We start from the raw sequence: 24,593 nt of genomic DNA on the forward strand, positions 1-24,593 counted from the left end.
CTGCGGGCCTGACAGAATCGCCTGCGGATGAGGTCTCGCTTCCCGGGCCGCCACAGCCCCCCGCCCGGTCTCTCGCTCTCCCTGCCGGGTCGGGAGAAGCCATACGTCATGGCGCACCGCGGGAACCGGGTCGCCTGCCCGGAGAACACGCTCGCCTCGTTTCGGCGCGCGCTGGAAGACGGCGCCGACATCCTCGAGACCGACCTCTGGGTCTCGTCCGACGGGGTGTTCGTGTGCATCCACGACGGCACGCTGGACCGAACCACCGACGGACGGGGAGCTGTCGAGGCCCGGTCGCTCGCAGAGCTGAAGGCGCTGTCGGCTTCCTGCTCGCGGCCGGTGTTCGCCGCGGAGCGGATCCCCACCCTCGCCGAGGTCGCGACGCTCCTGCCGCCCGACCGGGGCCTCGCACTCGAGCTGAAGAGCGACCGTTTCCTCGATCCTCGGGTGGGGCGCCGGCTGGGAGAGGAGCTCGCCGCGCTCGGCGTCCTCGGCCGGAGCGTCGTCCTCTCCTTTTCCCGCGCCCGCCTCGACGCGACGCGGCTCGGGGCGCCGGGGCTCCCGTCCGGCTGGATCACGCTGAAGGAGTCCCGGCCGGCGCGGGGCGTCGAGCTTCTCGGCCCGTTCTGGCCGCTCCTCCTCGTCAACCCGCTCTACGTTGCCCTCGCCCACCGGCGGGGCCAGGCCGTGGCGCCGCTCGACCCGGCGCCCGACGGCCGGCTGTGGCTCTATCGCCTTCTCGGGTGCGACGCGGTCCTGACGAACGACCCGGCCCAGACGCTGCGGCGACTGGGGCGCTCTGTCACACGGTCCTGAGGAGTGCCGCCCGCGCGTCCCCGCGCGATAATCGAGGGTCCGGCCAATCCGGAGGGAGGATCTCACTTGAAGAAAGCGCTCCGTTTCACCGTCGTCCTCGTGGCGGCCCTCTGCGTCACGCTCCCCGTCGCTGCCGACGAGGGGATGTGGATGCCCCAGCAGATCCCCGACCTCGCCCCCCGCCTGAAGGAGCTCGGCTTCACGGGCGATGCGAAGATCTGGGCCGACCTGACCGGCTTCCCGATGAACGCCGTCGTCTCGCTCGGCGGCTGCAGCGCGTCGTTCATCTCCCCCGACGGCCTCATCGCGACGAACCACCACTGCGTGCAGGGGTCGCTCCAGTACAACTCGACCCCCGAGAAGAACCTCATCGTCGACGGCTACCTCGCGCGGACGCGCGAGGAGGAGCTCTCGAACGGCCCCGGGTCCCGCGTCTGGGTGACGGTCTCCGTGAAGGAGGTCACCGACGAGATCACCGGGAAGATCGACCCGAAGCTGACGGACCGCAAGCGCTACGACGTCATCGAGCGCCGGGTGAAGGAGCGGACCGCCGCCTGCGAGAAGGACGGCCTCCGCTGCCGGGTCGCCTCGTTCTTCGAGGGGCTCCGCTACTTCGAGATCGGCCAGCTCGAGATCAACGACGTCCGCCTCGTCTACGCCCCCCCGCAGGGAATCGGCAACTACGGCGGCGAGACCGACAACTGGCAGTGGCCCCGCCACACGGGCGACTTCTCCTTCTACCGCGCCTACGTCGGCAAGGACGGCAAGCCCGCCTCCTACTCCAAGGAGAACGTCCCGTACAAGCCGAAGCACTTCCTGAAGGTCTCCCCGAAGGGTGCGAGCCCGGGCGAGCTGATCTTCGTCGCCGGCTACCCCGGCCGGACCCAGCGCCACGAGACCTTCGCCGAGGTGAAGGACCGGACCCAGTGGGCCCTCCCCCAGTCCGTGAAGCGCAGCAGGGAGATGATCGCCCTCCTCGAGGAGACGACGAAGGGGCAGAAGGAGCTCGAGATCAAGGCGGAGCCGCGGATGCGCGGCCTCCAGAACGGAATGAAGAAGAACGACGGCGTCCTCGCCGGGCTCCTGAAGGGCGGGATCCTCGCCCGGAAGGAAGAGAAGCAGAAGGCCCTCGAGGCGTGGATCGCCGCCGACCCCGGGCGCCAGAAGGAATACGGCCCGGTCCTCGCGGAGCTCGCGGCGATGCAGGCCGAGAGCCTGAAGACGCGCGAGCGGGACACGGCGCTCGGAACGATCTCGTTCGGCTCGACCCTCCTCGGCACCGCAGACAACCTCCACCGTCTCTCCCTCGAGCGCCCGAAGAAGGACGTCGACCGCGACCCGGCCTACCAGGAGCGCAACTGGACGCGGATGAGAGAAGGCCTCGAGCGGATGCAGAGGACCTACGACCACCGCATCGACCGCCCGATGCTCCGCTACGCGCTCCTCGGCGCGGCGGCGCTGCCGGCCGACCAGCGGATCGCCCCGCTCGACACGCTCGTCGGCTTCTCGGCGGGCATGGCGAAGGACGACGCGGCGAAGAAGATCGACACCTACCTCGACGCCCTCTACGCCGGCACGAAGCTCGCCGAGAAGGACTTCCGCCTCGGCCTCTTCGACAAGTCGACGAAGGAGATCGTCGACACGAAGGACACCGCCGTCCAGCTCGCCGTCGCCCTCCACCCGGTGATGGAGGCGAACCGCGAGCGCGACAAGGCGAACGACGGCAAGCGCTCGCGCCTGCGGCCGCAGTACATGCGCGCCCTCCTCGCGCAGGGCGGCGGTCTCGTGCCGCCCGACGCGAACTCCACTCTGCGCGTCACGTTCGGCCGCGTCATGGGCGTCGACCCGCGCGACGGTATGCGCTACCTCCCCCAGACGACCCTCCAGGGCGTCGTCGACAAGCACACGGGCGAGGGCGAGTTCGACTCTCCGGACCGGCTCCTCGAGGCCGTGAAGGCGCTCCGCGCCGGGAAGAAGTCCCCCTACTTCGACGAGAAGCTGGGCGACGTCCCGGTCGACTTCATGTCCGACGTCGACACGACCGGCGGCAACTCCGGCTCGGCCGTCCTCAACTCGCAGGGCGAGCTCGTCGGCCTCCTCTTCGACGGCACCCTCGAGACGGTCGCCTCCGACTTCCTCTTCGACACGGAGAAGACGCGGTCGATCCAGGTCGACAGCCGCTACCTCCTCTGGGTCTGGGACGCCGTGGAAGGGGCGAAGCACCTCCTCGACGAGGTCGGGATCAAGTAGACGGGTCTCTCTCCGTCTTCCTCGTAGCGACGAGCGGCCCGCGTCCCCCTCGGGGGCGCGGGCCGCACTCGTCGGGGGGCGTGTTGCCGTGCGCCCGCCGGACCCCCGGAACGCGCGCTGGAAGCCCTCTCAGGACAGCTTCGAGAACAGCACCAGGACGGCGATGACGGCGGCGACGGCCAGGGCGATCTTCACCGCCGAGAACGGCGCGTTGCCGTCCACCTTCCCGGTGACGCCGTTGACGAGAAAACGGAAGGGCTTGCCGGCGTACTCGTAGGCCGAGATCCAGAGCGGGAGGAGGGCGTTCTTGCACGTCACTCCCGACCAGGCCGTCGAGACGGAGAGGTTCCGGTGCGTGTCGCCGGGCACCTGGGCGCCGCAGGCGGCGTAGATCTCGTGCGTCATCCGCTCCTTCGCGGCGGCCACGGCGTCGGGCAGGTCGACGGCGTACTCCTCGGCGAGAAACCCCGAGAGGTATTGCGGGTCGTACGGGACGAGCCCGCCCGTTGGAAACGGCTCGATCCCCCGCGCGAGGCCGGGAGGAAGGCCTTTCGACGCGGGAACCGGCACGTCGTCGAACGCCTTCTCCAGGAAGCCGGCCGCGGGCACCCATCGGATGCGGGTCTCGGAGCGCATCACGGTCTTCCCGTTGACGAGCGCCTGGACCTGCACCGTGTAGGTGTGCCCGGCCTCGGCCGTCCAGCGGTTGTGCGTGAGGGCGTCGAATGTCCAGAAGGGGACGTAGACCCCCTGCATCGCCGTGACGGACGACTTCTCCTTCAGGTCGTTCGGCCGGAACCAGAGGCCCGCGACCCAGCTCCGGAAGCTCTTCGAGGCGGCGCTGCGGTCGACGGCGAACGGGAGGAGGCCGGCCGGGCGGACGTGGTCCGACATCGTCGGCGCCTCGACGACGGCCGGGGTCGCGCAGAAGGCGCAGCGGGAGGCGGAGACGCCCGGGTCGAACGTCGTCGTCGCGCCGCACTTCGTGCACTTCACGCTCTTGCGCTCGGCTCCCCAGCCGAGGCTCCGGGGCGCGTTCAGCGCTTCTTCGAGCGGACGTTCGACGACCTGGTCGGAGGATGTGGGGAGGGCGGTCTCGCTGCCGCAATAGGGACACTTCAGCGCCGCGGCGCCCGGATGCCAGACGACGTCCGCGCCGCACGCGCCGCAGGGGAACTTGCGCGCCTTCGCGGAAACGGGATCCCCGCCCGTTTCCGGGCGGGGAGAGGGAGTCGGCGGCATGGCGGGACGGGCGATGGACGCCCCCCGTCAGCGGGCCGGGGGCGGCGGGGGCGGCGGGGGCGCGACCCCTGGGTTCGTCCCCTCGAAGCCGGGGAACGTCTGGACCGGCGCCCAGCCGGCGGCGCCCGGGTGCCACGCGAGCGTCGACGGGGCGACCTGCCCGGCGGCGATCATCTGCTTCAGCGCCTCGTCGGTGTAGGGGCCGTAGGTCTTGCCGTCGATGGCGAGAGACCAGCGGGGCGCCACCGGGGCCTGCGGCGGCGGGGGAGCGGCCCCGCCCGGGAGGGGCGGCGGCGCGGGCGCCGCGGTGGCGGGCGGGGCCGCCTGCGGCTGCATCATCGGCTGGAACGCCTGTCCCATGACGCCGCCGATCGCCATCCCGGCGCCGAGGCCGGCGCCGGCGCCGGCGAGCCCGCCGGAGGGGTTCGCCGCGGCGATCTTGATCGCCTCGGCCGCCTGCATCTGCGTGAACTGCCCCATCTTGTCGCCGAGGATGCCGAGCTTCGTCCGCTGGTCGATCGCGGCCTCGACCTCCTCGGGGAGGGAGACGTTCTCGATGAAGAACTTCGAGAGCTCGAGGCCGAAGCCGCCGAACTCGGGGCCGAGCTTCTGTTTTCCGAAGGCCGACAGCTCGTCGTACTTGGCCGCGATGTCGAGCGCCGGGATCTTCGACTCGGCGATCGCGTCGGAGAGCTTCGAGAGGATGATCGACCGGAGCTGGCCGGTGATCTCGTCCGTCGTGGTGAGCCCCTGCGTCCCGACGATCGTGTTGAAGAAGACCTTCGGGTCGGCGACCTTCATCGCGTAGGTCCCGAAGGCGCGGATGCGGATCATCCCGAAGTCGGTGTCCCGCATCATCACGGGGTTCGTCGTCCCCCACTTCAGGTCGGTGTAGGTGCGGGTGTTGAAGAAGTAGATCTCCGCCTTGAACGGCGACTGGAAGCCGTACTTCCACCCGCGCAGGGTCGTCAGGATCGGGACGTTCTGCGTGGAGAGCTCGTACCGGCCCGGCCCGAAGAGGTCGGCGGCCTTCCCCTCGTTGATGAAGAGGGCGGCCTGGTTCTCGCGCACCGTCAGCTGCGCGCCCATCTTGATCTCCTGGTTGTAGACCGGGAACCTGTAGACGAGCGAGTCGTCCGACTCGTCCAGCCACTGGATGATCTCGATGAACTGCGAGCCAATCTGCTGCTTGATGTTGTCGAGCAGGCCCATTCTTCTCCTCCTGGTCCCGGGGAGGGACGAGTCTAGCGCGATGATACGCAGCGGCGCACGGAAGGGTTGGGGCCCCGGCGGCCCGGGGCAAGGAAAGAGGGCCGGCTTTCGCCGGCCCTCCTCGTCGTGTCTCAGCCGTTCCGGCGGGGGGGCGGGCCGCCCGGACGGCGGGGCGGGCCGCCGGCGGAAGGTCCGCCGGGACGCATGCCGGGCCGCGGGCCGGCGGAGGGCCGGGGCGGGCCCGAGGGGCGGCCGCCAGGGGCGCCGGCGACGACCTGCCGCCGCGCCTTCTCGCCGATGCGGGCCTTCATCTCCGCCTCGGTCTGGCCGCGGCGGTCGGCCTTCTCCTTCGCGCGAGCCCTCTCGCCGGCCTTCTGGGCACGGATCTGGGCGATCCGCTCGGCGATGGGGATCTCGAGGCGCTCCGCCGGCCGCTTCGTGTAGTCGAAGCCGGGGAGCGTCACGCGCGGGAGGCGCTTGCCGACGGCCCGCTCGATGGCGAAGAGGTCGCCCTCCTCGTCGGGCGCGACGAACGTGAAGGCGTCGCCCGTCGCCTCGGCCCGGGCCGTCCGGCCGACGCGGTGGATGTAGTCCTCCGGGACGTGCGGGACGTCGAAGTTCACGACGTGCGAGAGCTCTTCGATGTCGATGCCGCGTGCGGCGATGTCGGTCGCCACGAGGACGCGGTACTTCCCGTGCTTGAAGCCGGCGAGGGCCTCGGTGCGCTGCGCCTGCGACCGGTTGCCGTGGATCCGCTCGCACGCCACGTTGTGCTTCTTCAGGAAGTCGGCGAGCCGGTTCGCGCGGTGCTTCGTGCGGGTGAAGGCGATCACGCTCCGGATCTCGCCCCGCGAGAGGAGCTCGAGGAGGAGCTGCGACTTCAGCTCCTGGGCCACCGGGTAGACCGCCTGCGTGATGCCGACGGCCGGGGCGGACTTGCGCTCCATGTTGATCGTCACGGGGGCGTGCAGGATGTCGCGGGAGAGCTCGGCGATCGGGCCGGGCATCGTCGCCGAGAAGAGCAGGTTCTGGCGCTTGGCGGGGAGGTGCCTCAGGACGCGCTTGATGTCGGGGAGGAAGCCCATGTCGAGCATCCGGTCGGCCTCGTCGATGACGAGGACTTCCAGCTTGTCGAGCTTCGCGTAGCCGAAACGGAAGTGGTCGAGGAGCCGGCCCGGGGTCGCGACGATGATGTCGACTCCGGCGCGGAAGGCGTGCTCCTGCGGCCCCATGCCGACGCCGCCGAAGACGGAAGCGCTCGTGAGGGACGTGTGGACGGCCAGCTCCCGCGTGTGCTCGTCGATCTGGGCGGCGAGCTCGCGCGTCGGCGTGATGACCAGGCAGCGCGTGGCGCCGCGCGGCTTCCCGATGAAGCGGTGGAGGATCGGGAGGATGAAGGCGGCGGTCTTGCCGCTCCCCGTCATCGCGCAGGCGAGGAGGTCCTTGCCGGCGAGGGCGGGAGGGATCGCGTCGTTCTGGATCGGGGTGGGCCGCGTGAAGCCCAGCTCCTTGACGCCGCGGAGGAGGTCGGGGTGGAGACCGAAAGACGAGAAGGGCATTCCGAGTTCACTTTCCGGCGGCCCGTAGCCGCGCGAACCGACCATGATTTCACGGAGCTCCGGCGAAGTAAAGCACCCCGCGCTCCCGGAGCCGGCGCCAACTCACACCGTGCCAGGCGTGAAGTCGTGTATTGTTGAAAACAATACACGACTTCACGCCTGGCACGGAACTGGGGTGGTTCTACGGGGAGGGGAGGGCGGAGGGGTCGCCGAGGAGGAGGGCGGGGTCGACGCGGGCACCGCGCCACCTCAGGCCGAAGTGGAGGTGGGGGCCGGTGACCCGGCCGGTGGCGCCGGAGAGGCCGAGGCGATCGCCTCGTTTGACCCTCTGGCCGGCCTTCACGTCGATGCGCGAGAGGTGCATCGACGTCGAGATCAGGCCCCCGCCGTGGTCGACGAAGACGCTCCTGCCGGCGAAGAAGTGGTGGGCGGCGAGGACGACGAGCCCCGCGTCGGCCGCGAGAACGGGCGTCCCCGTCTTCGCCCGGTAGTCGGCGCCGCCGTGCGCGGAGCGCGGCTCGCCGTTGAAGACCCGCCGCCTTCCGAAGTTCCGGGGCGGCGGGGCGTTCTTCAGCGGGGAACCGAGGGGGAGGGAGAAGGCCGGATTCGTCCTGAGGGAGAAGAGCGGAACGACGACCTCCCGCTCACGGTCCGCCCGGAGGCGATTCCTCTTGGACAGGTGGACCTTCCCGGGATCGACCTCGAGCTTCTCCTCGGCGTAAGGCGGGGGGAGGACGCGGAGCGTGGCCGTCTCGCGGCGCTGGGCCCTTTCGCGGAAGACGGCGAGCGTTCCCTCGGCCTGCCCCAGGTCGACCGGGTAGTAGCAGGCCCCGGCGAGGGGCTTCCACGTCTCGCGGGCGTCGCCGCAACGCGTGATCCCTTCGTCAGCCCACCGGACGACGCCACCGGGGACGACATCCGCAGCGGGAGCCGCCGAAGCCTCGGGTACGGTGGCAAGGGCGACGACGGGCTGCGGGTTCGGGGGTTGCCCGGCCTGGGGCGTCGCGGGTTGGGCCCTCGCGAAGCCCGGCCACACCGTGGCCGCGGCGAGGAACGCCGCGAGGGCGGAACGCCTTACGACTTTGATATGAACCCCCACGGCGATGCCTGGCGCGAGGCGAGGTCGAAGACCCCGCGCCGGGCGGCATCGGTGCGTGCGTTCGGCCGGGCGACCGCGAGGAGCGTCTCGCGGTGCTCCCTCACGAGCGTCCTCACCGGCGTCCCCGCCGCCGCCTGCGCGAGGATCGGCCCCGACTCGAGGCCCATCTTGGCGAGGTAGGCCTCCCAGATCGCCTCGGTGACCGGCATCCCGCGGAAGGTCACGTTCGGCATCTTCCGGAAGGCGGCGTCGAGCTTCTTCAGCTTGCGCGCCAGCTCGTCGGGGTCCTCGAGGACCTCGGTCTCGAACGGCGTGTGGGGCTTCGGGATGAAGGCGTTCACGCTCGGGACGAGGGTCCCGAGCCGCCCGAGCTTGCGCCCTTCCTCGAGCATCACGAGGCGCAGGTCGTCGACCATCGACACGAGGTCGTCGACGTCCTCCTCCGTCTCGCCCGGCAGACCCACCTGCAGGTAGAGCTTCAGGTTCGTGAAGCCCGCCTTCGCGATGAGCCGCACCTTCTCGCGGAGCATCTCGTCGGAGACCTTCTTGTTGATCGCCCGCCGGAGCCGCTCGTTGCCCGCCTCCGGGGCGATGGCGAGGGACTTCTCCCCCTGCCGGGCGAGGATCGCGAGGAGCTCCTCGGAGAGCGCGTCGATCTTGATCGACGAGAGGGCGATGTGGTACCCGAGCCCCGAGAGGCCGTTGAGGATCGGGAGGATCTCGGGGTGGTCGGCCACGGCGGTCGCGATGAGGCCGACGCGCGAGGTGAGGGGCCGGCAGCGCTCGGCGACGGCGAGGATGCTCGAGGCCGGGATCCGCACCTGCGGGGCCATCGCATAGGCCGCCCAGCAGAAGCGGCACATCTCGGAGCAGCCGCGGGCCACCTCGATGAGGAGCTTGTCGGACAGCTCCGTGTGCGGCGTCAGGATCGTCGTGTGCGGCGGCTCGCGCGTCGCCCCTTCCGCTGCGCGGAACTGGTCGACCACGACCTTTCCCTCGTCCGCCGCCTCGGCCCGGTCGCCGTGGACGGCCGGAACGTAGAGGCCCTTGAGCGCGGCGAGCCGCTCGAGCGCCGCCGGGCGCGCGAGGCTGGCCCTGAGGACCTCGGCGATGCCCGGGACGAGCTTCTCGCCGTCCCCCAGCGTGAAGGCGTCGACGTAGGGCGTGAGCGGAAGAGGGTTGATCCGGGCGCAGTCGCCGCCGACGAGGACGATCGGGTCGTCGTCGGTCCGATCCCGGCGGTCGAGCGGTATGCGGGCGGCGGCGAGGATGCGGAGAAAGTGGACGTAGTCCATCTCCCAGGAGATGGAGAACGCGACCAGGGGGAAGGCGGCGAGCGGCGTCTCGCTCTCGAGCGTCCGCGGCCCGCGCCGGCCGAGGTCTTCCGCGTCGAAGAAGAACCGCTCGCACGAGACGTCCTCCTCGCGGTTGAAGAGGCGGTAGACCCACTGGAACCCCAGGTTCGACATCCCGATCTCGTACGAGTTCGGAAATCCCAGCGCGACCCGGTGGCGTCCCTTCCGGTGAAACGTCTCGGTCGCCCGCTCGGCGGAGAGGAGCTTCTGGCGCCGTTCGGCGGGAGCGGGGGTGGCAGCGGGGCGACGGCGGATCATGATGCGGATGTCCTGCGAGGACGTCTCATGCTACCCCGCCCCGCCGGAAAGCCCGATCCGGGGCCCCGGGAGGAGATCGCCCTCGACCTAATACGCTGCGCGGGCGCGCCATCCGGTACGATTCCGCCCGGCGCGGAAACCTTCTCCGCGCGTTTGACGTTTCGGGGGAGTGAGAGGGACGCCATGTATTACGTCATCGGTGGAGACGGACAGCAGTACGGACCGATCGACGAGGCGACGGTGCGCGGATGGCTCGGCGAGGGCCGGGTCGGCGCGGCGAGCCTCTCGTTCCGGACGGGTGAGGCGCAGTGGATTCCGCTGCGCGACCGGCCCGAGCTCGCGGACGTTCTCGCAGTTCCCGCGGCGTCCGTTCCGCCGGTCGCGCCTCCGGCAGGCCCCCGGCCGGTGACGGCCGACGCGCCGAAGGAGTGGCTCGTCGCGCTCCTCCTGTCGATCTTCCTGGGGACGTTCGGAGTCGACCGCTTCTACCTCGGGCACGTGGGGCTGGGCATCGGCAAGCTCCTGACGTTCGGCGGCTGCGGCATCTGGTGGCTCATCGACGTCATCCTCATCGCCGTCGGCAACGTCACCGACGCCAAGGGCCAGCCGCTCGTCAAGACCTAGTCCCGCGACCTGGCGAGGCGCGCGGCGACGAATTCCGCCGCGCGCTCTTCGGCCCAGTAGCGGACCCGCAGGGGGCTCGTCCCGCCGATGAAGCCGGTGTGCCCGCCGTGCCGCGTCGCCACGAGGCGGACGGCGCCCGAGGCGTTCGCGGCCACGCGGTCGAGGACCGACGAGGGGAGGAACGGGTCGTCCTCGGCCGAGAGGCAGAGCGTCGGCGTGGTGATCCGGCCGACCCAGTTCAGCGAGCTCGACGTGTCGTAGTAGTGCTTCGCCGAGCGAAAGCCGTGGAGCGGCGCCGTCACGGCGTCGTCGAACGCGAAGAACGTCCGGGCCGAGCGCATCCGCTGGGCGTCGAAGCGGTCCGCCACCTCCGGGTGCCGGCGCAGCAGCTGCCGGGTCTTCCGGCGCAGGCCCCGCAGGAATGTCGCGGTGTAGACAGGCCCGAGCCCCTGCTCGAGCTTGCGGGCGCCCGCCTCCAGGTCGTAGGGGACCGAGATCGTCGCGGCCGCGGCGACGTGGGCCTGGCCCGGGTTCTCGCCGAGCCACTTCAGGAGGACGTTTCCGCCCAGCGAGACGCCGATCGCCGCGTGCGCGACGCCCGGCTCGGCGGCGACGAGGGACTTCACGAGGTGATCGAAGTCGGCCGTCTCCCCCGAGTGGTAGAGGCGGGGTGTGCGGTTCGGGATGTTCCGGCCGAGGTCCGGCAGATCGCGGGCACAGGAGCGGAAGTTGAGAGCCACGGCGCGCAGCCCGCGCGCCGCGAGCTGCGCGAGGAGGCCCTGGACGTAGCACGAGTGGGCGCTCCCCTCGAGGCCGTGAAGAAGGACGACGCGCGGCGCGCCGGCCGGGCCGTCGAGGTGGTCGAGGATGAGCTCGTCGCCGTCCGGGGTCGAAAGGACCTCCCGCCGCAGCGGGACCAGGAGGCGCGGGCGCGTGAGGCGGCCCCAGAAGGTCTGGACGTGCCGGTGGCCGAGGGCGGGGGCCGGCTCGAACGTGGGGGCGGACTCTTCGTGGCGCATCGGCGAGATCTTCGCGAATCGCGAGTCTAGGGGACGGGCGGCTAACATCCCGCCGCCATGCCGCGCCCTCCCCAGCTCTCGCCGGTCGCCACCTCGATCAAGGGCTCCGTCTACTCGTCGGTCCTCCACCGCCTGGCGGCGTACGGGGGCGAGGTCTACCCGCTCCACGTCGGCGACACGTTCCTGGAGCCGGCGGAGGGGTGCCGGATGGAGGACTTCACGGTCGCGGCGCATCCGGGAATGCACCGCTACGCGCCCCCGCAGGGGATCCCGGCGCTCGTCGACGCCGTCGTCGACAGGCTGCGCGCCCGGACCGGCGTCCCCCTCGAGAGGGCGAACGTCTTCGTCGCGGGAGGCGGGACGTCGGGCCTGGCTTCGGTCGTCGGCGCGATCGTGTCGCCCGGCGACGAGGTCCTGATCCTGGCGCCGCACTGGCCGCTCATCGAGGGGCACGTGAGGATGGCCGGCGGCGTTCCCGTCGACGTGCCCTTCTTCGGCGTCGCCGATTCGGCCTCGACGGCCGCCGCCACCGTCGAGGCGGCCCTCACACCGCGGTCCGTCGCGCTCTACGTCAACACTCCGAGCAACCCCACGGGACGCGTGATTCCGCGAAGCTGGCTGGAGGCCCTCGTCGGCCTCGCCCGGCGGCACGACCTCTGGCTCCTCTTCGACGAGGTCTACGAGGACTACGTCTACCTCGGCGAGCACGTGCCCGGCCTCTCCCTCGCGCCCGAACGCTCGTTCGCGGTCCACTCCTTCTCCAAGGCCTACGGCATGGCGGGCAACCGCGTCGGGTACGTCGCCGGGCCAGCGGCGGCGATCGCCGAGGCGCTGAAGCTCTCGACCCACACCGTCTACGCCGCGCCGACCGCGGCGCAGCTGGCGGCGCTGCGGATTCTCGAGGGGGCGGGGGACGCCTGGATCGCCCGGACCCGCGACGCGTACGGGACGATGGGCGAGTCGGCGGCGGACCGGCTCGGAGTGCCGCGGCCGGAGGGTTCGACGTTCCTCTTCCTCGACGTCGCGCTGCGGCTCGACGCCCGGGGCCTGACGGGTTTCCTCGAGGACGCCGCCGACCGCGGGCTCCTCGTATCGCCCGGCCCGAGCTTCGGTCCGTATCCCACGCACGTGAGGGTCTGTTACACCTCCGCGCCACCGGACGCCGTCCTCGCCGGAATCGAAGTCCTCGCCTCGCTCCTCGGGCGGTAGCCCCTGCTGCCGGTGCTATCGTCACCCGGCCGATCGGAGGGAGCGGGAGCGATGGCGTTCGGGGCGGAGCGCGAGAACGGCGAAGCCGGGGTGGACCGGGGTGCCGCTCTCCTCGTCGTCGACGACAACGACGCCAACCGGGACCTTCTCTCCCGGCGCCTCGTCTCGGCCGGCTACGCGGTTGCGGCGGTCTCCTCCGGGCCCGAGGCGCTCGCGGCGCTCTCCGAGGGGAGGTTCGACGTCGTCCTCCTCGACGTGATGATGCCGGAGATGGACGGGCTCGAGGTGCTCCGGCGCATCCGGTCCCGCTTCGGCGTCTCCCAGCTGCCGGTAATCATGGCGAGCGCGCTCGGCGAGAGCCGGGACCTCGTCGACGCCCTGCGGCTCGGGGCGAACGACTACGTCACCAAGCCGCTCGACATGCAGGTCGTCCTCGCCCGCGTCGGGACCCAGCTCGCCCTGCGCCGCGCGAGCGAGGACGTGACGCGCCTCGCGGCGCAGCTGAGGGCGGCGCAGGAGAGGATCTCGACCCTTCTCTCGACGGGGGGAGAGGCCTTCCTCGACTTCGGCCGCTGGGCGCGGTCGATGGCCGAAGGGATCGCCGAAACGCTCGGCGCCCGGGAGGTCGCCGTCTGGCTCCTGCAGGAGGAGTCCTTCGTCGCGGTCGCGGCCTCGTCCGCCCTCCCACCTGCCCCCTCGGCGGTCGCCCAGCTGCCGGCGGGGGAAAGTCTCTTCGTCTCCGGTGACCGGGCGGTCGCCCCGATCCGCGGCCCGAGGGGCGACCTCTTCGGCGTCCTCGTCGCCGACGGGAAGGCGGAGTGGGACGACATCGAGCGGGGTCTCCTCCTCGGGTTCGCCCACCAGCTCGGTGGAGCGCTCGAGCTCCACCGGATGAAGGAGCAGCTCGCGGCGGCCCGGCAGAAGTCGTCCCGCCTTCCGGGCGCGACGCTGACCCTGGAGATCCTCTACGTCTGCCCGGCCTGCGCCCGCTGCTATGGGCCGAGCGTGCGGCAGTGCGAGGACGACGGGACGCCCCTCGCCGAGCCGCGCAACCTCCCGCATCGCGTCCTCGACCGCTACCAGCTGGTGCGCGTCCTGGGCGAGGGGGGGATGGGAACCGTCTTCGAGGCGCACGACGAGAAGCTCGATCGCGTCGTGGCGGTGAAGGTCGTCAAGCCGGAGCACTTCCAGAACGCCACGGTCAGGCGGCGCTTCGTCCAGGAGGCGCTCGCGATCGCGGCCATCCGGCACCCGAACGTCGTCGACCTCTTCGACTCGGGCGACCTCGGCGACGGCTCGATGTTCCTCGTCATGGAGCGGCTCCACGGACGCGACCTGGCCGACCTCGTCCGGCTCTCCGGCTGCGGCACGCCGGCACAGGTCGCCGCGCTCCTGCGGCAGGGGGCGGGCGCGCTCGGGGCGGCCCACCGGAAGGGGATCGTTCACCGCGACATCAAGCCCGAGAACGTCTTTCTCTGCCCGGAAGGGGGAGGATTCCGGGTGAGGCTCCTCGACTTCGGCCTCGCAAAGCGGGTCGACGGCGACAGGAAGCTCACCCAGAGCGGTCTCATCGTCGGGACCCCCGCCTGGATGCCGCCGGAGCAGATCTCGGGCCGGGAGGTGGACGTGCGGACCGACGTCTATTCGTTCGCGGCCGTCTGCTACCAGGCGCTCGTCGGACGGGGCGTGACGGTGGAGACCGATCTCGACAGGGTCTTCGTCGACGTCGTGAGAAACCCGCCCCCCCTCGTCTCCACCCTCCTTCCGGCGGTATCGCCGTTCGTGGACGAGGCGTTCCGGGCCGCCCTCGCCAAGAACCCGGACATGCGCCCGCACGACGTGGAGGCCTGGGCCGAAGGGCTCGCCACAGCCCTCGAGGGGCTGCCGTCCGGCGGTCCGGGGTGGGCTTTCCCGCCCGAGGGCGGGTCCACCCGGGGATCGGTCGCCACGACCGTCATCACGGCCCGCCCACCCGGTTGACCGCCACCCCTGCTCGCCTCGCCGGGGGGCGCTGTTCGCGGCCCCCCGGACCCCCCGGATCTGGAAAGGACACACCGTACCCACCGGGCCTGCTAGGATCGCCCCACCATGCACGTCGAGGTTCGAAAGAAGGGCGACGTCGTCGTCGCCGACCTGACCGGAAGGCTCGTAGGCGGTGTCGGGGACGAGATCCTGCGCGAGGTCGTGAACGAGCTCCTGGCCGAGGGTTGGAAGAAAATCCTCCTCAACCTCTCGGGAGTCCAGGTCGTCGACAGCGCCGGGATCGGCGAGCTCGTCGCCAGCCACAAGCTCTGCCATTCGTTCGGGGCGCAGCTGCGCCTCCTCAGGCTTCCGAAGAGGGTCAAGGAGACGCTCCACCTGGCGGCGCTCCTCCCCGTCTTCCACGTCTTCGAGGACGAGAAAGACGCCCTGCACGACCTGGCCGTCCCACCGACGGCCTGAGGGCCCCGAGGGCGCCCCGGAGGACGGCTCTCCCTATGGCGCCTTCGGGCTCAGCTCCGCCACCGGCGCGATGCCGGCCGAGGCCAGCCGGGCGTTGAAGGCCGCCACGTCGCCCGCGAGCACCTCGCTCGCCTCCTTCCAGACCGTCTCGAGCGTCTGCTTCAGCTCCGCCCAGTAGGCGATGGCGCCCGCCGTCGGCGGGGCGTCGGCGCTCGAGGCGGCGCTCACCAGACCGACGATCTGGTGGTCGAGGGCCGGCGGGAAGTTCAGGACGTCCTGCGAGCTCTTCAGCTTCGGGTTGACGAGCTTCGCCTCGACGGCGAGGAGTCGGCTCTCGAGGGCCTTCGCCGACTCTGCGACGGCCGGGGACGCCCCGGTCTTCTTCGCCCGCGTGGCGACCGCGACGACCTGCGCCCTGACGTCGCGCAGGGTGCGAACGGTGTCGTGCGTCCGGGAGAGCGCCGCCGTCAGGTCGGCGAGGAAGGCGGCCTGCCGGGCGAGGTCCGCGGGGGCGACTTTCACCGCGGGGTTCGGAACGACCTCGACGCTCGCCGTCCGGGTCTCGCCCAGGGCCCGGAAACGGATGTCATAACGCCCCGGCGCCACGAGCGGCCCCTCCTTCGAACCCCAGAGGACCGCCTTCGGTACGAGTGACGGCTTCAGGCCCCGGAGATCCCACGAGAAGCGGTTCAGGCCGGCGACGGGCTCGAGGGGCGTCTCCGTGGGGCTTTCCGCCTCCTCCACCGCCTTCTCGTCACGCTTCTCGTTCGTGAAACGGCGGAGGACTCTCTCCCCTTCGAGGATCTCGAGGGCCACGACTTCGCCCTCCTTCGGCGCCTCCTTCAGCCAGAACGAGATCACCGCGCCGGGAGGAGGGTTCTGGCCCGCCGCCTTCGGAGGCTTCGCCGGGTCGCCGCCGCCCGGGAACCGGACCGCGCTCCTGGGCGCGAACAGGTGGAGCCTTGCCGCGGCCACGTCGTCGCTCCACTGCCGGAGCGGCGAGAGGTCGTCCAGGATCCAGAAGGCGCGCCCCTGCGTCGCGACGACGAGGTCGCCGTCCTTGAAGGCGAGGTCGGTGATCGGCACGACCGGGAGGTTCCGTTGGAAACGGGTCCAGACCTTCCCGGCGTCGAACGAGACGAAGAGGCCCATCTCCGTTCCCGCGAAGAGAAGGCCGCTCTGCTCCGGGTCCTCCCTCACGACGCGCGTGAAGGCGTCGCGGGGAATGCCGGCGTCGATCCGCGTCCAGGTCGCCCCGTAATCGGCCGTCTTCCAGAGGTGCGGCGTGAAGTCGCCCAGCTTGTAGAGCGTCCCGGCGAGGTACGCCGTGCCCGCGGCGTGGGGCGAGGCTTCGATCGCGTTCACCTGGGTCCACTCGGGGAGCCCCTTCGGCGTGACGTTCTTCCACGTCGCGCCGCCGTCGCGTGTCACGTGAACGAGGCCGTCGTCACTCCCGGCCCAGAGGAGCCCCTTCGCCAGGCGCGACTCCGCCAGGGCGAAGATCGTCCCGTAGACCTCGACGCCCGTGTTGTCCTTCGTGATCGGGCCGCCCGAAGAGCCCTGCTTCGTCCGGTCGTTGCGGGTCAGGTCGGGCGAGATCTCCTTCCAGCTCTGTCCCTCGTCCCGCGACTCGAGGAGGAGCTGCGCGGCGTGCCACAGGACGTTCGGGTCGTGCCGCGAGACGAGGATCGGCGCGTTCCACTGGATGCGGTACTTCAGGTCCGTCGCGGGACGGCCGATGGCGAGCTGCGGCCAGGCGGTGATCTCGCGCTCCTCGCCCGTCCGGTGGTCGTAGCGGGTGATCGACCCGCCGTAGCAGCCGGCGTAGACGACGTCCGGCTCGCCCGGCTTCGGGGCGATCCAGCCGCTCTCGCAGCCGCCGACGGCGTGCCACTCCTCGCGGCCGATCTCCCGCCCACGGGAGCGGCTCGCGATGGCCACCGTCGTGTTGTCCTGCTGCGCGCCGTAGACGCGGTAGGGGAAGCGGTCGTCGACGGCGACGCGGTAGAACTGCCCCGTCGGCTGGTTCTCGATCGACGACCAGGTCCTGCCGCCGTCGTACGACACGTACGCCCCGCCGTCGTCCCCGACGATGAGGTGCGACGGGTCGGCGGGATCGGTCCAGAGGTCGTGGTGGTCGCCGTGCGGTGTCGGGACGGACGTGAAGGTCTTCCCGCCGTCGACCGACTTCCAGAGCTGGACGTTCGTCACCCAGACGGAGTCGGCGCTCCCGGGGTCGGCGTAGACCCCGGTGTAGTACCAGGCCCGCTGGCGCAGGTCGTTCTCCTCGTTCACTTTCGTGAAGCTCTCGCCCCAGTCGTCCGATCGGAAGAGCCCCCCCTTCTCCGCCTCGACGAGCGCCCAGACGCGTCCCGGCTTTACGCCCGAGGCCGCGACGCCGACCTTCCCCCAGGTCCCCTCCGGGAGCCCCTTCGCCAGCTTCTTCCAGGTGTCGCCCCCGTCGTCCGAGCGGAAGAGGCTGCTGCCGGGGCCACCCGAAACGAGCTCCCACGGGCGCCGCACCACCTGCCACATCCCGGCGTAGAGGATCCGCGGGTTCGACGGGTCGACGGAGAGGTCGCTCGCGCCGGTGTTCGCATCGACGAAGAGGACGCGCGTCCACGACTTCCCGCCGTCCTTCGTCCGGTAGATCCCGCGCTCCTCGCTCGGTCCCCAGACCTTTCCCTGCGCGGCCACCCACGCCACGTCGGGGTCCTTCGGGTGGACCCTGAGCGCCGAGATCTGTTGCGTGGCCGAAAGGCCCAGGTGCTTCCACGTGCGCCCCGCGTCCGTCGACCGCCAGACCCCGTCGCCGTGCGAGACGTTGCCGCGGATCGGCGCCTCGCCCATCCCGACCCAGACGACGTTCGGGTCCGACTCGGCGACGGCGACCGCGCCGACGGAGCCGGTGCGGAAGTCCTTGTCGGACACCGCTTCCCAGCTCGCTGCGCCGTCGGTCGTCTTCCAGACCCCGCCGCCGGTGGCGCCCTGCCAGGCGACGTTCCGCTGGCCGCGGACCCCGGCGACCGCGGTCACGCGCCCGCCCCGGAACGGCCCGATGCAACGGAACCGCATCCCCTCCATCCGGCTCTCGAAGGACGGCTCCTTCGGCGGCACGGCGGGCGCCGCGAAAGACGCCGGGGATGCGGTGGCGAAGACGAGGCCGAGTGCGGGGAGCCATTTCGCGGTTCGCGTCACGGGAACCTCCGCCGGAACGATACCTTCACCTTCGAGGGAGAGGCGTTGCCGCAACCCGGCATTCAATCCGGGACCGCGAAGAACGGCGTAAGGGAAGGCGGGAGGCGGGTGGCCTCCGAGGAGTCAGACGACATGGAAGCGCAGGCGTACGACAGGAAAGATGCGGGCGATCAGGTTGCGAGGAGGATCCGCCTCGACTGGGCCATCCGGCAACACCGCCTGGGCCTGATGGACTTCCAGGAGGCGGCCCTGGCCGCCCGCGTACCCGTGAAGACGTTCGCGGCCGCCGTCGAGCTCGAGACGACCCGCCCGATTCCCAGGGTACCCGCGCCATCCCCGGCGACGAGGGGATGGGAGGCGGCGCGGCCCTCGTAGGCCGCGCCGCCCCGTCCGTTACGGCTGCAGCTCGGACGTAAAGACCGCGCCGCCCATCTGCGGGAGCGTCGCCGACGTCTTCACGACCTTCCGGGTGGCCTTGTCGATCCACAGGGTCGTCGAGCCGGGGTCGCCCGCAGCCGACGTCAGCTCGACTTTCCAGGCCTGGAAAGTCCCGGCAGCGACCTTGACCTCCTCGGCCCCGGTCACCTTCGCCAGGTTCAGCGCAGGCTTCTGCTTCTGGACGTCGAAGTTGCGGTACGTGGTCTGGAAGCCCTCGGCGAGCGGCAGGCACGCGATTGAAACGTGGGCCGCGTTGCCGTCGGCGAAGAGCGGGCCGCCGAGGTCGACCGAGATCGCCTTCGGTTCGGCTCCCATGGCCATCGTGCCGGTCGCCTTGCTGCCGGCGAAAGCGAGGTCGATCGAGACCGGGCCCTGGCGGATGACGCGCTTGACCGGAACGAGAGTCCCCTTCTCGACCGTCGTCGTGTCCATGGCCTCGCCCATCGGCATCTTCGCGGTGTCGGTGACGATCCAGGTGCTGCCCTCCTCCTTGACGACGCGCGTCGAGGAGATCTGCATCGTCTGGGGACCTGCGGAGATCGTCCCGGCGTACGCGTACGAGCCGGCCGCGAGGTCGGCCACGGGCTTCGGCGCGCCGACGGCGGCCGGATCGACCTTCTTCGCGAGGACGACCGTCTTCGGGTCGACCGTGATCTCCTTGAGGCGGGCGACGACCTCGGGCGTGCCGCCCTCCTGGAACCGGCCGCCGAGGTGCTTGGCGAGGAAGGCCTCGGAGGCGGCCATTGCCGCCATGTTGTTGACGGGGCGGGCGAAGCCGTGCCCTTCGTCCGGGGCGCAGATGTACTCGACCGGGAAGCCGCGGTCGCGGAGCGCGATGACGATCTGGTCCGACTCGGCCTTCTTCACGCGCGGGTCGTTGGCCCCCTGGATGACGAGGAGCGGCCGCGAGATCTTCGTGGCGGAGTTGAGCGGCGAAGCGGCCTCGAGGAGCTTCTTTCCTTCCGGCGTGTTCGGGTTGCCCATACGCTCGTGGAAGATGATCCGGATCGCCTCCCAGTAGGGCGGGATCGTATCGAGGAGCGTCAGGAGGTTCGACGGGCCGACGATGGAGACGCCCGCGGCGTAGACGTCGGGCGTGAAGGTGAGGCCGGCGAGGGTGGCGTAACCGCCGTAGGAGCCGCCCATGATGGCGACCTTCTTCGGGTCGGCGATGCCTTCCTTCACGAGGTGCTTGACGCCCCACGTGATGTCGTCCTGCATCTTCAGGCCCCACTCCTTGTTGCCGGCGTTCAGGAACTTCTTCCCGTAGCCGGTGGAGCCGCGGAAGTTGGGCGCGAGGACGGCGTAGCCGCGGTTCGCGAGCCACTGGGCGTAGTTGTTGAAGCCCCAGCCGTCACGCGCCCACGGGCCGCCGTGCGGGAAGACGACGAGAGGGAGGCCCTTCGCGGGGACCCCCTTCGGCAGGGTGAGGTAGGCCGGGATCACCAGCCCGTCGGAGGACGGGTAGCTGATCGGCTTCATCTCCGCCATGTGCTCGCGCGGGAGGCGCTCGCGGGAGACGTACTCGACGGAGAGCTTCTTCGTCTTGCGGTCGAAGAGGTAGCGCGTGCCCGGGTCGACGTCGGAGTAGGCCGTCACCATCCAGAGCATGTCGTCGGCGGTGGCGCCGGCGGGGATGATCTCCCGGTTCGGGAGCTTCTTCTCGAGGAGGCGGTAATCGGCCTCCCACTCCTTGTTGCGGAAGTAGATGTGCGTCCTCTCGTCCTCGTAGGACGTGGCGGCGAGCTCGTCGGTCGCCTCGGAGAAGATGGCGTTGCCGAAGTCGACGCGCCCCTTCGGGTCGGTCTCGACGGCCTCTTCCTTCCCGGTCGCCGGGTCGAAGAGGAGGAGGCCGGCGAGGTCCGGCGCGCCCTTGTTCGACTCCATGTAGACCCGCTTGCCGTCCTTGTGGAAGCGGACCGGGCCGCACGACTCGAAGACGCTGCAGGAGTAGATCTTCGTGAGGCCTTCCGCGTCGACCCTGAGGACTTCCGTGTCGCCGTTGTCGGCGATGCGGGAGGCGAGCCTGAGCTGGCCCGCGAGGTCGAAGACCCAGCCCGAGATCTTCTCGGTGTTCTTGCGCAGGAGAGTCCGCTCGCCGGTCGAGATCTTCACCTTGTAGAGGTCGTGCCAGGCGGCGTCGCGGTCGTTGAGGCCGACGTGGACGGCGTCGGGGTCGCTCTTCGGGACGTCGTAGATCTGGGCGCGCGCCCCCTTGGCTGCGGTCAGGTTGCGGGGGGCGGGAGCGTCCTTGCCGGCCTCGGCCGTCGCGGCCGGATCGACGGCCCAGACGTTGTAGTTCTCGTCGCCTTCGTTGTCTTTCACGAAGAGGATGTACTTGCTGTCGCGGCTCCAGAAGAAGCCGGCCACCGGGCGCTTCGGCTCGGCCGTGACGAGGCGGGCCTTGTCGTAGGGGTCGCCCGTCTTCTTGACCCAGACGTTGCGGGTCTCCTTCCAGGGCTTCAGGAAGGCGGTCCACTTCCCGTCGGGGGAGAGCTGGGCGCCGGCGATCTCGGGGTTGCCGAAGAAGAGCTCGCGGTCGAGGACGGGGGGAAGGCCCTTCTGGGGCCGCGGCCTTCGCCGCCGGGGCCGGCTTCGCCGGGGCGGCGGCGGGGGTCTGGGCCGAAGCGGCCATCGGGACCGCGAGGGCCGAAACGAGAACGAGCCGCGCGAGGCGCGGCTGGAACGACGAAAGGGTCATCTTTGAGGCCTCCTTGCCTGTGGGAGCGTGCGGAATCACCCTGTTGGGAATGTACGTCACTCGTGCGCGGAAGTTCCCGCCAGGGGTGGAGACGGGGTCTCCGCGGCGGGGTAAGTGATCAGGCGGGCCGACTTTGCCCACGTGAGATAGCTCCAGGCCCACTGGACGAGGACGAGGACCCGGTTGCCGAACTGGACGATGTAGAGGAGGTGGATGAAGAGCCAGGCGAGCCAGGCGAGGTACCCGCCGAACCTCAGCCCCGCGACCTCGGCGATCGCCGAGGCCCTCCCGATCGTCGCCATGCTCCCCTTGTCGGCGTACCGGAACGGCTCGCCGGCACGCCCCGCGAGCCGCGCCCGGATCGTCCGCGCCACGTGCCGCCCCTGCTGCATCGCGACCGGGGCGACGCCGGGGAGCGGCTTGCCCGTCTGGTGCGTGAAGAGGGCGAGGTCGCCGACCACGAAGAGCTCCGGGTGCCCTGGAAGCGTCAGGTCGGGCTCGACGACGACCCGCCCCGCGCGGTCCGTTCTGGCGCCCGCCGCCGCGGCGAGGGCGCGCCCGAGAGGAGAGCCCTCGACCCCCGCGGCCCAGAGGACCGTCCGCGCCTTCACGACCTCCTGCTCCTCGCCACGCCGGAGGGTGACGCCGTCCTCGCGGATGTCCGTCACGAGGGTCTCCGTGCGGACCTCGACACCGAGCCGGGCCAGGTCGCGAGCGGCACGGGCGGAGAGGGCGGAGGCGTAGGCGCCCAGGACGCGGTCGCTCCCCTCGACGAGGAGGATCCGCGCCGCGGAGGGGTCGATTCGCCGGAACTCGTCCCGGAGCGTGTGCCGGGCGATCTCGGCGAGGGCCCCCGCCAGCTCCGCCCCCGTGGGTCCCGCACCCACGACCACGAACGTGAGCTGCGCGCGCCGCCGCGCTTCGTCCTCCTCCCGCTCGGCCGCCTCGAAGGCCGAGAGGATGCGGGCGCGAATGCCCGTCGCGTCCTCCAGGGTCTTCAGGCCCGGGGCGCGCGCCTCCCACTCGGGACGGCCGAAGTAGGAGTGCCGCGCGCCCGTCGCCAGGACGAGGGTGTCGTACGGCAGCTCCCCGCCTTCGAGCAGCAGCCGGCGGCCGCCCACGTCGACGCCGGTCGCCCCGGCGAGGACGACCCGGACGTTCGGCTGCCGCTTCACGAGGGCGCGCAGCGGCGTGGCGATGTTTGCGGGAGAGAGGCCTCCCGTCGCCACCTGGTAGAGGAGCGGCTGGAAGAGGTGGAAGTTGCGCCGGTCGACGAGCGTCACGTCGACCGGCGCGCCGCGCAGCGCGCGGACGAGGGTGAGGCCGGCGAAGCCCCCTCCGACGACGACGATCCGGGTCCGGCGAGGCTCGGGCGACGTCACGGTTCCTCCGGGTCGCCGTCGTGCGCAGCGATGCCGAGGAGAGATGCGAGAGAGGCACGGCACGAGGGGGAGCCGGCGGATTGGAGCGCGCGACGGGCGGCCTGGCCCGTGTCGGTCCCGGCTGCTCGCGCGATTCCGGCCGCCACCGGCTCGCCCGGCCGAAGGCGCGCCCGGTCGCACCCGCGTTCCTGCAGGGCGGCGAGGAGGTCGGGGAAGGGGTCGATGCCGTGGGCAAAGAGCGCGGGGAGGAGCGGCTCCGGAACGCACCCTCGGGCAAGCGCCACAGCGAGGTGTGCGCGCCCCAGCTCTTCGGCGCGGGCCTCGTCGAGCTCGAAGAGGGCCTCGAGAGGGGAGGTGCCGAAGGGAAGGGTCGCCTCGGCGAGACGGGCGAGGGCATCCAGGCCTTCTTCGCCGAGCGGTCCGAACAGCGCGGCGAGAGCGGCCGGGCTCTGGCAGGCAGGGCAGGTCTCGAGGAGGGCCGCGAGGAGCGGCGCGGCCGCGCCGGGGTCCGCCGCGCGCGCCAGGGCGGTGGCGGCCTCGAGGCTCGCGGCCGGGAGGCTGCGCGCCCGGCGCAGGGCCGCGCGGAGGGATTCGCTGGACCGGACGCGCTCCGGGTCGAGGGCCCGGGCGAAGGCGCCCGCGCCACCGTCCTCCGCGTCGAGAGGGACGAGACCGCGCGTCCACGCGTCCGCCGCCACGCGGTCTCCCGCCGCCGGGTCGAGGCGCGCGAGGGCGTCGAGCCAGGCTTCCCGCTCGGGCGGGGCGACCCGGCCCGACGACAGCTCGCGCTCGAGCGTGGCCGCGAGCCGGGTCGAACCGGGAGGGAGCTTGCCGAGGACGACCCGGCGGAAGGCCGGTGCCAGGTCGCGTGCGCCGAGGATCTCGACGATCTCCTCCTCGTTCGCCGTCCCGCGCAGCGCGCGGCCCAGCTTCAGCTCGAGCCTCAGCTCCGGGGGGGCCGAGGCCGAGCGGGCGAACTCCGCCAGCAGGCCGATCCGCTGCCGCGAGACGAAGGACGGGTCTTCGTCGTCCCCCAGGTCGAGCGCTGCGAACTGGACGATGGCGAAGAGGTTGCAGTAGCGGTCGAGGCTGCTCTCCGCGTCGGCCTGGAGAACGGGTGCGCCCGAGAGGGCGCATCCGGACGGGTCGCGCGAAGCGGCGCGGGCGGAGAAGAAGAGCTCCGTGAAGAGCCCCGTCCACGAGCGCGGGGAGAGGGAGCGGTCGGCCACGAGGCCGAGAAAGCCGAAGGCGGCGAGGGAGGGCCGCTTCAGGACGTCCGCGCGGAACCGGGCCGCATCCAGGGGAAGACCCACGAGGGGGCCGAGCGCCAGGGCGGAAGCCCGAAGCCCCGGATCGGGCGAGCCCTGCGCCGCGAGGAGAGTCGCCGCGAGGCCGCCACGCGCCTCGACCGCTCCGTGCAGCTGCGCGTCGCCGCGCGCCAGGCCGGCCGGAGACGGCGAAACCTCGAGCGCCGCCTCGGAGACGCGCGCCAGCGCGAGGAGTCCCGTGGCGGAGGGGGGGCCGGCCGTGCAGTCGAGGAGCGTCCTGGCGAAGCGGTCTGCCGGCGCGTGGAACCGCAGCTCGGCGAAGGAGCCGGAGAGCGCTTCCTCGAGATTCCCGGCGAGGAGCCCTTCGGCGACCTCGGGCCTCTCCCGTACGAGCCGGTCGATGCGGGCCCGGTCGACGGCGGTGACGAGTTCGGCGAGCTCGAGCGTGAAGGCCTCGTCGGGAAGGGAAGACCCAGCGCCGTCGGCGCCGGACGAGATGGCCTCGGCGACCGCCGGAAGGG

16 protein-coding genes are annotated in these 24,593 nt (G+C 71.5%); 7 read left to right on the forward strand and 9 right to left on the reverse strand.

The window, feature by feature from the left end; all coding sequences use genetic code 11:
• Window positions 1–27: 27 nt before the first annotated feature.
• Both IPN03_08470 and IPN03_08475 read left to right on the forward strand, forming a co-directional pair.
• The gene (locus IPN03_08470) at window positions 28–816 is read left to right on the forward strand and encodes a hypothetical protein (GenBank protein MBK9373750.1); all 789 of its coding nucleotides are present in this window, start codon (window positions 28–30) and stop codon (window positions 814–816) included.
• Between the two features lie 144 nt (window positions 817–960).
• Window positions 961–3,066, forward strand: a complete 2,106-nt coding sequence (locus tag IPN03_08475) for a S46 family peptidase (GenBank protein MBK9373751.1) — start codon at window positions 961–963, stop codon at window positions 3,064–3,066.
• A gap of 129 nt (window positions 3,067–3,195) precedes the next feature.
• On the opposite strand, the gene IPN03_08480 is transcribed toward IPN03_08475, so the two are convergent.
• The 5 genes from IPN03_08480 to IPN03_08500 all read right to left on the reverse strand — a co-directional run bounded on the left by IPN03_08480 (window position 3,196) and on the right by IPN03_08500 (window position 9,791).
• Window positions 3,196–4,308, reverse strand: a complete 1,113-nt coding sequence (locus IPN03_08480; protein MBK9373752.1) for a zinc ribbon domain-containing protein — start codon at window positions 4,306–4,308, stop codon at window positions 3,196–3,198.
• 27 nt (window positions 4,309–4,335) lie between these two features.
• Window positions 4,336–5,520 (reverse strand): SPFH domain-containing protein, encoded by a 1,185-nt coding sequence (locus IPN03_08485; GenBank protein ID MBK9373753.1) that lies wholly within the window; start codon window positions 5,518–5,520, stop codon window positions 4,336–4,338.
• Window positions 5,521–5,651: 131 nt separating this feature from the next.
• Window positions 5,652–7,079 (reverse strand): DEAD/DEAH box helicase, encoded by a 1,428-nt coding sequence (locus IPN03_08490; GenBank protein MBK9373754.1) that lies wholly within the window; start codon window positions 7,077–7,079, stop codon window positions 5,652–5,654.
• 181 nt (window positions 7,080–7,260) lie between these two features.
• Window positions 7,261–7,956 carry a M23 family metallopeptidase gene (locus IPN03_08495; protein ID MBK9373755.1) on the reverse strand — a complete coding sequence of 232 codons (696 nt, stop codon included), beginning with the start codon at window positions 7,954–7,956 and terminating at the stop codon, window positions 7,261–7,263.
• 197 nt (window positions 7,957–8,153) lie between these two features.
• Window positions 8,154–9,791, reverse strand: a complete 1,638-nt coding sequence (locus IPN03_08500) for a radical SAM protein (GenBank protein ID MBK9373756.1) — start codon at window positions 9,789–9,791, stop codon at window positions 8,154–8,156.
• Between the two features lie 183 nt (window positions 9,792–9,974).
• On the opposite strand from IPN03_08500, the gene IPN03_08505 reads away from it, so the two are divergent.
• Window positions 9,975–10,415: an NINE protein gene (locus tag IPN03_08505; GenBank protein MBK9373757.1), complete on the forward strand. Its 441-nt coding sequence runs from the start codon at window positions 9,975–9,977 to the stop codon at window positions 10,413–10,415.
• On the opposite strand, the gene IPN03_08510 is transcribed toward IPN03_08505, so the two are convergent.
• Window positions 10,412–11,434, reverse strand: coding sequence for an alpha/beta fold hydrolase (locus IPN03_08510; GenBank protein ID MBK9373758.1), 1,023 nt, complete (start codon window positions 11,432–11,434; stop codon window positions 10,412–10,414). The two genes, IPN03_08505 and IPN03_08510, sit on opposite strands and share 4 nt — an antisense overlap.
• Before the next feature lie 57 nt (window positions 11,435–11,491).
• Here IPN03_08510 and IPN03_08515 point away from each other — a divergent pair, with 57 nt between their 5' ends.
• The 3 genes from IPN03_08515 to IPN03_08525 all read left to right on the forward strand — a co-directional run bounded on the left by IPN03_08515 (window position 11,492) and on the right by IPN03_08525 (window position 15,085).
• Window positions 11,492–12,643 (forward strand): pyridoxal phosphate-dependent aminotransferase, encoded by a 1,152-nt coding sequence (locus IPN03_08515; protein ID MBK9373759.1) that lies wholly within the window; start codon window positions 11,492–11,494, stop codon window positions 12,641–12,643.
• Window positions 12,644–12,694: 51 nt separating this feature from the next.
• A complete protein-coding gene (locus IPN03_08520; protein ID MBK9373760.1) occupies window positions 12,695–14,623 on the forward strand; it encodes a response regulator in 1,929 nt (642 codons plus the stop codon).
• 108 nt (window positions 14,624–14,731) lie between these two features.
• Window positions 14,732–15,085 carry an STAS domain-containing protein gene (locus IPN03_08525; GenBank protein MBK9373761.1) on the forward strand — a complete coding sequence of 118 codons (354 nt, stop codon included), beginning with the start codon at window positions 14,732–14,734 and terminating at the stop codon, window positions 15,083–15,085.
• Window positions 15,086–15,118: 33 nt separating this feature from the next.
• Here the strand turns inward: IPN03_08525 and IPN03_08530 are convergent, their stop codons facing one another.
• Window positions 15,119–18,169, reverse strand: a complete 3,051-nt coding sequence (locus tag IPN03_08530) for a glycosyl hydrolase (GenBank protein ID MBK9373762.1) — start codon at window positions 18,167–18,169, stop codon at window positions 15,119–15,121.
• A gap of 246 nt (window positions 18,170–18,415) precedes the next feature.
• Between IPN03_08530 and IPN03_08535 the strand changes: the two genes are divergently transcribed.
• Window positions 18,416–18,658 carry a hypothetical protein gene (locus IPN03_08535; protein ID MBK9373763.1) on the forward strand — a complete coding sequence of 81 codons (243 nt, stop codon included), beginning with the start codon at window positions 18,416–18,418 and terminating at the stop codon, window positions 18,656–18,658.
• 18 nt (window positions 18,659–18,676) lie between these two features.
• Here the strand turns inward: IPN03_08535 and IPN03_08540 are convergent, their stop codons facing one another.
• On the reverse strand, window positions 18,677–21,232 hold the full coding sequence (locus IPN03_08540; protein MBK9373764.1) for a S9 family peptidase: 2,556 nt from the start codon (window positions 21,230–21,232) through the stop codon (window positions 18,677–18,679).
• 246 nt (window positions 21,233–21,478) lie between these two features.
• Window positions 21,479–23,941, reverse strand: a complete 2,463-nt coding sequence (locus IPN03_08545) for an NAD(P)/FAD-dependent oxidoreductase (GenBank protein ID MBK9373765.1) — start codon at window positions 23,939–23,941, stop codon at window positions 21,479–21,481.
• Between the last annotated feature and the right edge of the window lie 652 nt (window positions 23,942–24,593).

It is taken from the genome of Holophagales bacterium (genome assembly GCA_016719485.1).
Lineage (GTDB): Bacteria > Acidobacteriota > Thermoanaerobaculia > UBA5066 > UBA5066 > UBA5066.

Coding starts and splice junctions, on each gene's coding strand:
- IPN03_08530 (MBK9373762.1), bottom strand. CDS start 18,169: ATGGAGGGGATGCGGTTCCGTTGCATCGGGCCGTTCCGGGGCGGGCGC.
- IPN03_08505 (MBK9373757.1), top strand. CDS start 9,975: ATGTATTACGTCATCGGTGGAGACGGACAGCAGTACGGACCGATCGAC.
- IPN03_08485 (MBK9373753.1), bottom strand. CDS start 5,520: ATGGGCCTGCTCGACAACATCAAGCAGCAGATTGGCTCGCAGTTCATC.
- IPN03_08490 (MBK9373754.1), bottom strand. CDS start 7,079: ATGCCCTTCTCGTCTTTCGGTCTCCACCCCGACCTCCTCCGCGGCGTC.
- IPN03_08515 (MBK9373759.1), top strand. CDS start 11,492: ATGCCGCGCCCTCCCCAGCTCTCGCCGGTCGCCACCTCGATCAAGGGC.
- IPN03_08475 (MBK9373751.1), top strand. CDS start 961: ATGTGGATGCCCCAGCAGATCCCCGACCTCGCCCCCCGCCTGAAGGAG.
- IPN03_08545 (MBK9373765.1), bottom strand. CDS start 23,941: ATGCGCCCTCTCGGGCGCACCCGTTCTCCAGGCCGACGCGGAGAGCAG.
- IPN03_08525 (MBK9373761.1), top strand. CDS start 14,732: ATGCACGTCGAGGTTCGAAAGAAGGGCGACGTCGTCGTCGCCGACCTG.
- IPN03_08510 (MBK9373758.1), bottom strand. CDS start 11,434: ATGCGCCACGAAGAGTCCGCCCCCACGTTCGAGCCGGCCCCCGCCCTC.
- IPN03_08520 (MBK9373760.1), top strand. CDS start 12,695: ATGGCGTTCGGGGCGGAGCGCGAGAACGGCGAAGCCGGGGTGGACCGG.
- IPN03_08480 (MBK9373752.1), bottom strand. CDS start 4,308: ATGCCGCCGACTCCCTCTCCCCGCCCGGAAACGGGCGGGGATCCCGTT.
- IPN03_08535 (MBK9373763.1), top strand. CDS start 18,416: ATGGAAGCGCAGGCGTACGACAGGAAAGATGCGGGCGATCAGGTTGCG.
- IPN03_08500 (MBK9373756.1), bottom strand. CDS start 9,791: ATGATCCGCCGTCGCCCCGCTGCCACCCCCGCTCCCGCCGAACGGCGC.
- IPN03_08470 (MBK9373750.1), top strand. CDS start 28: ATGAGGTCTCGCTTCCCGGGCCGCCACAGCCCCCCGCCCGGTCTCTCG.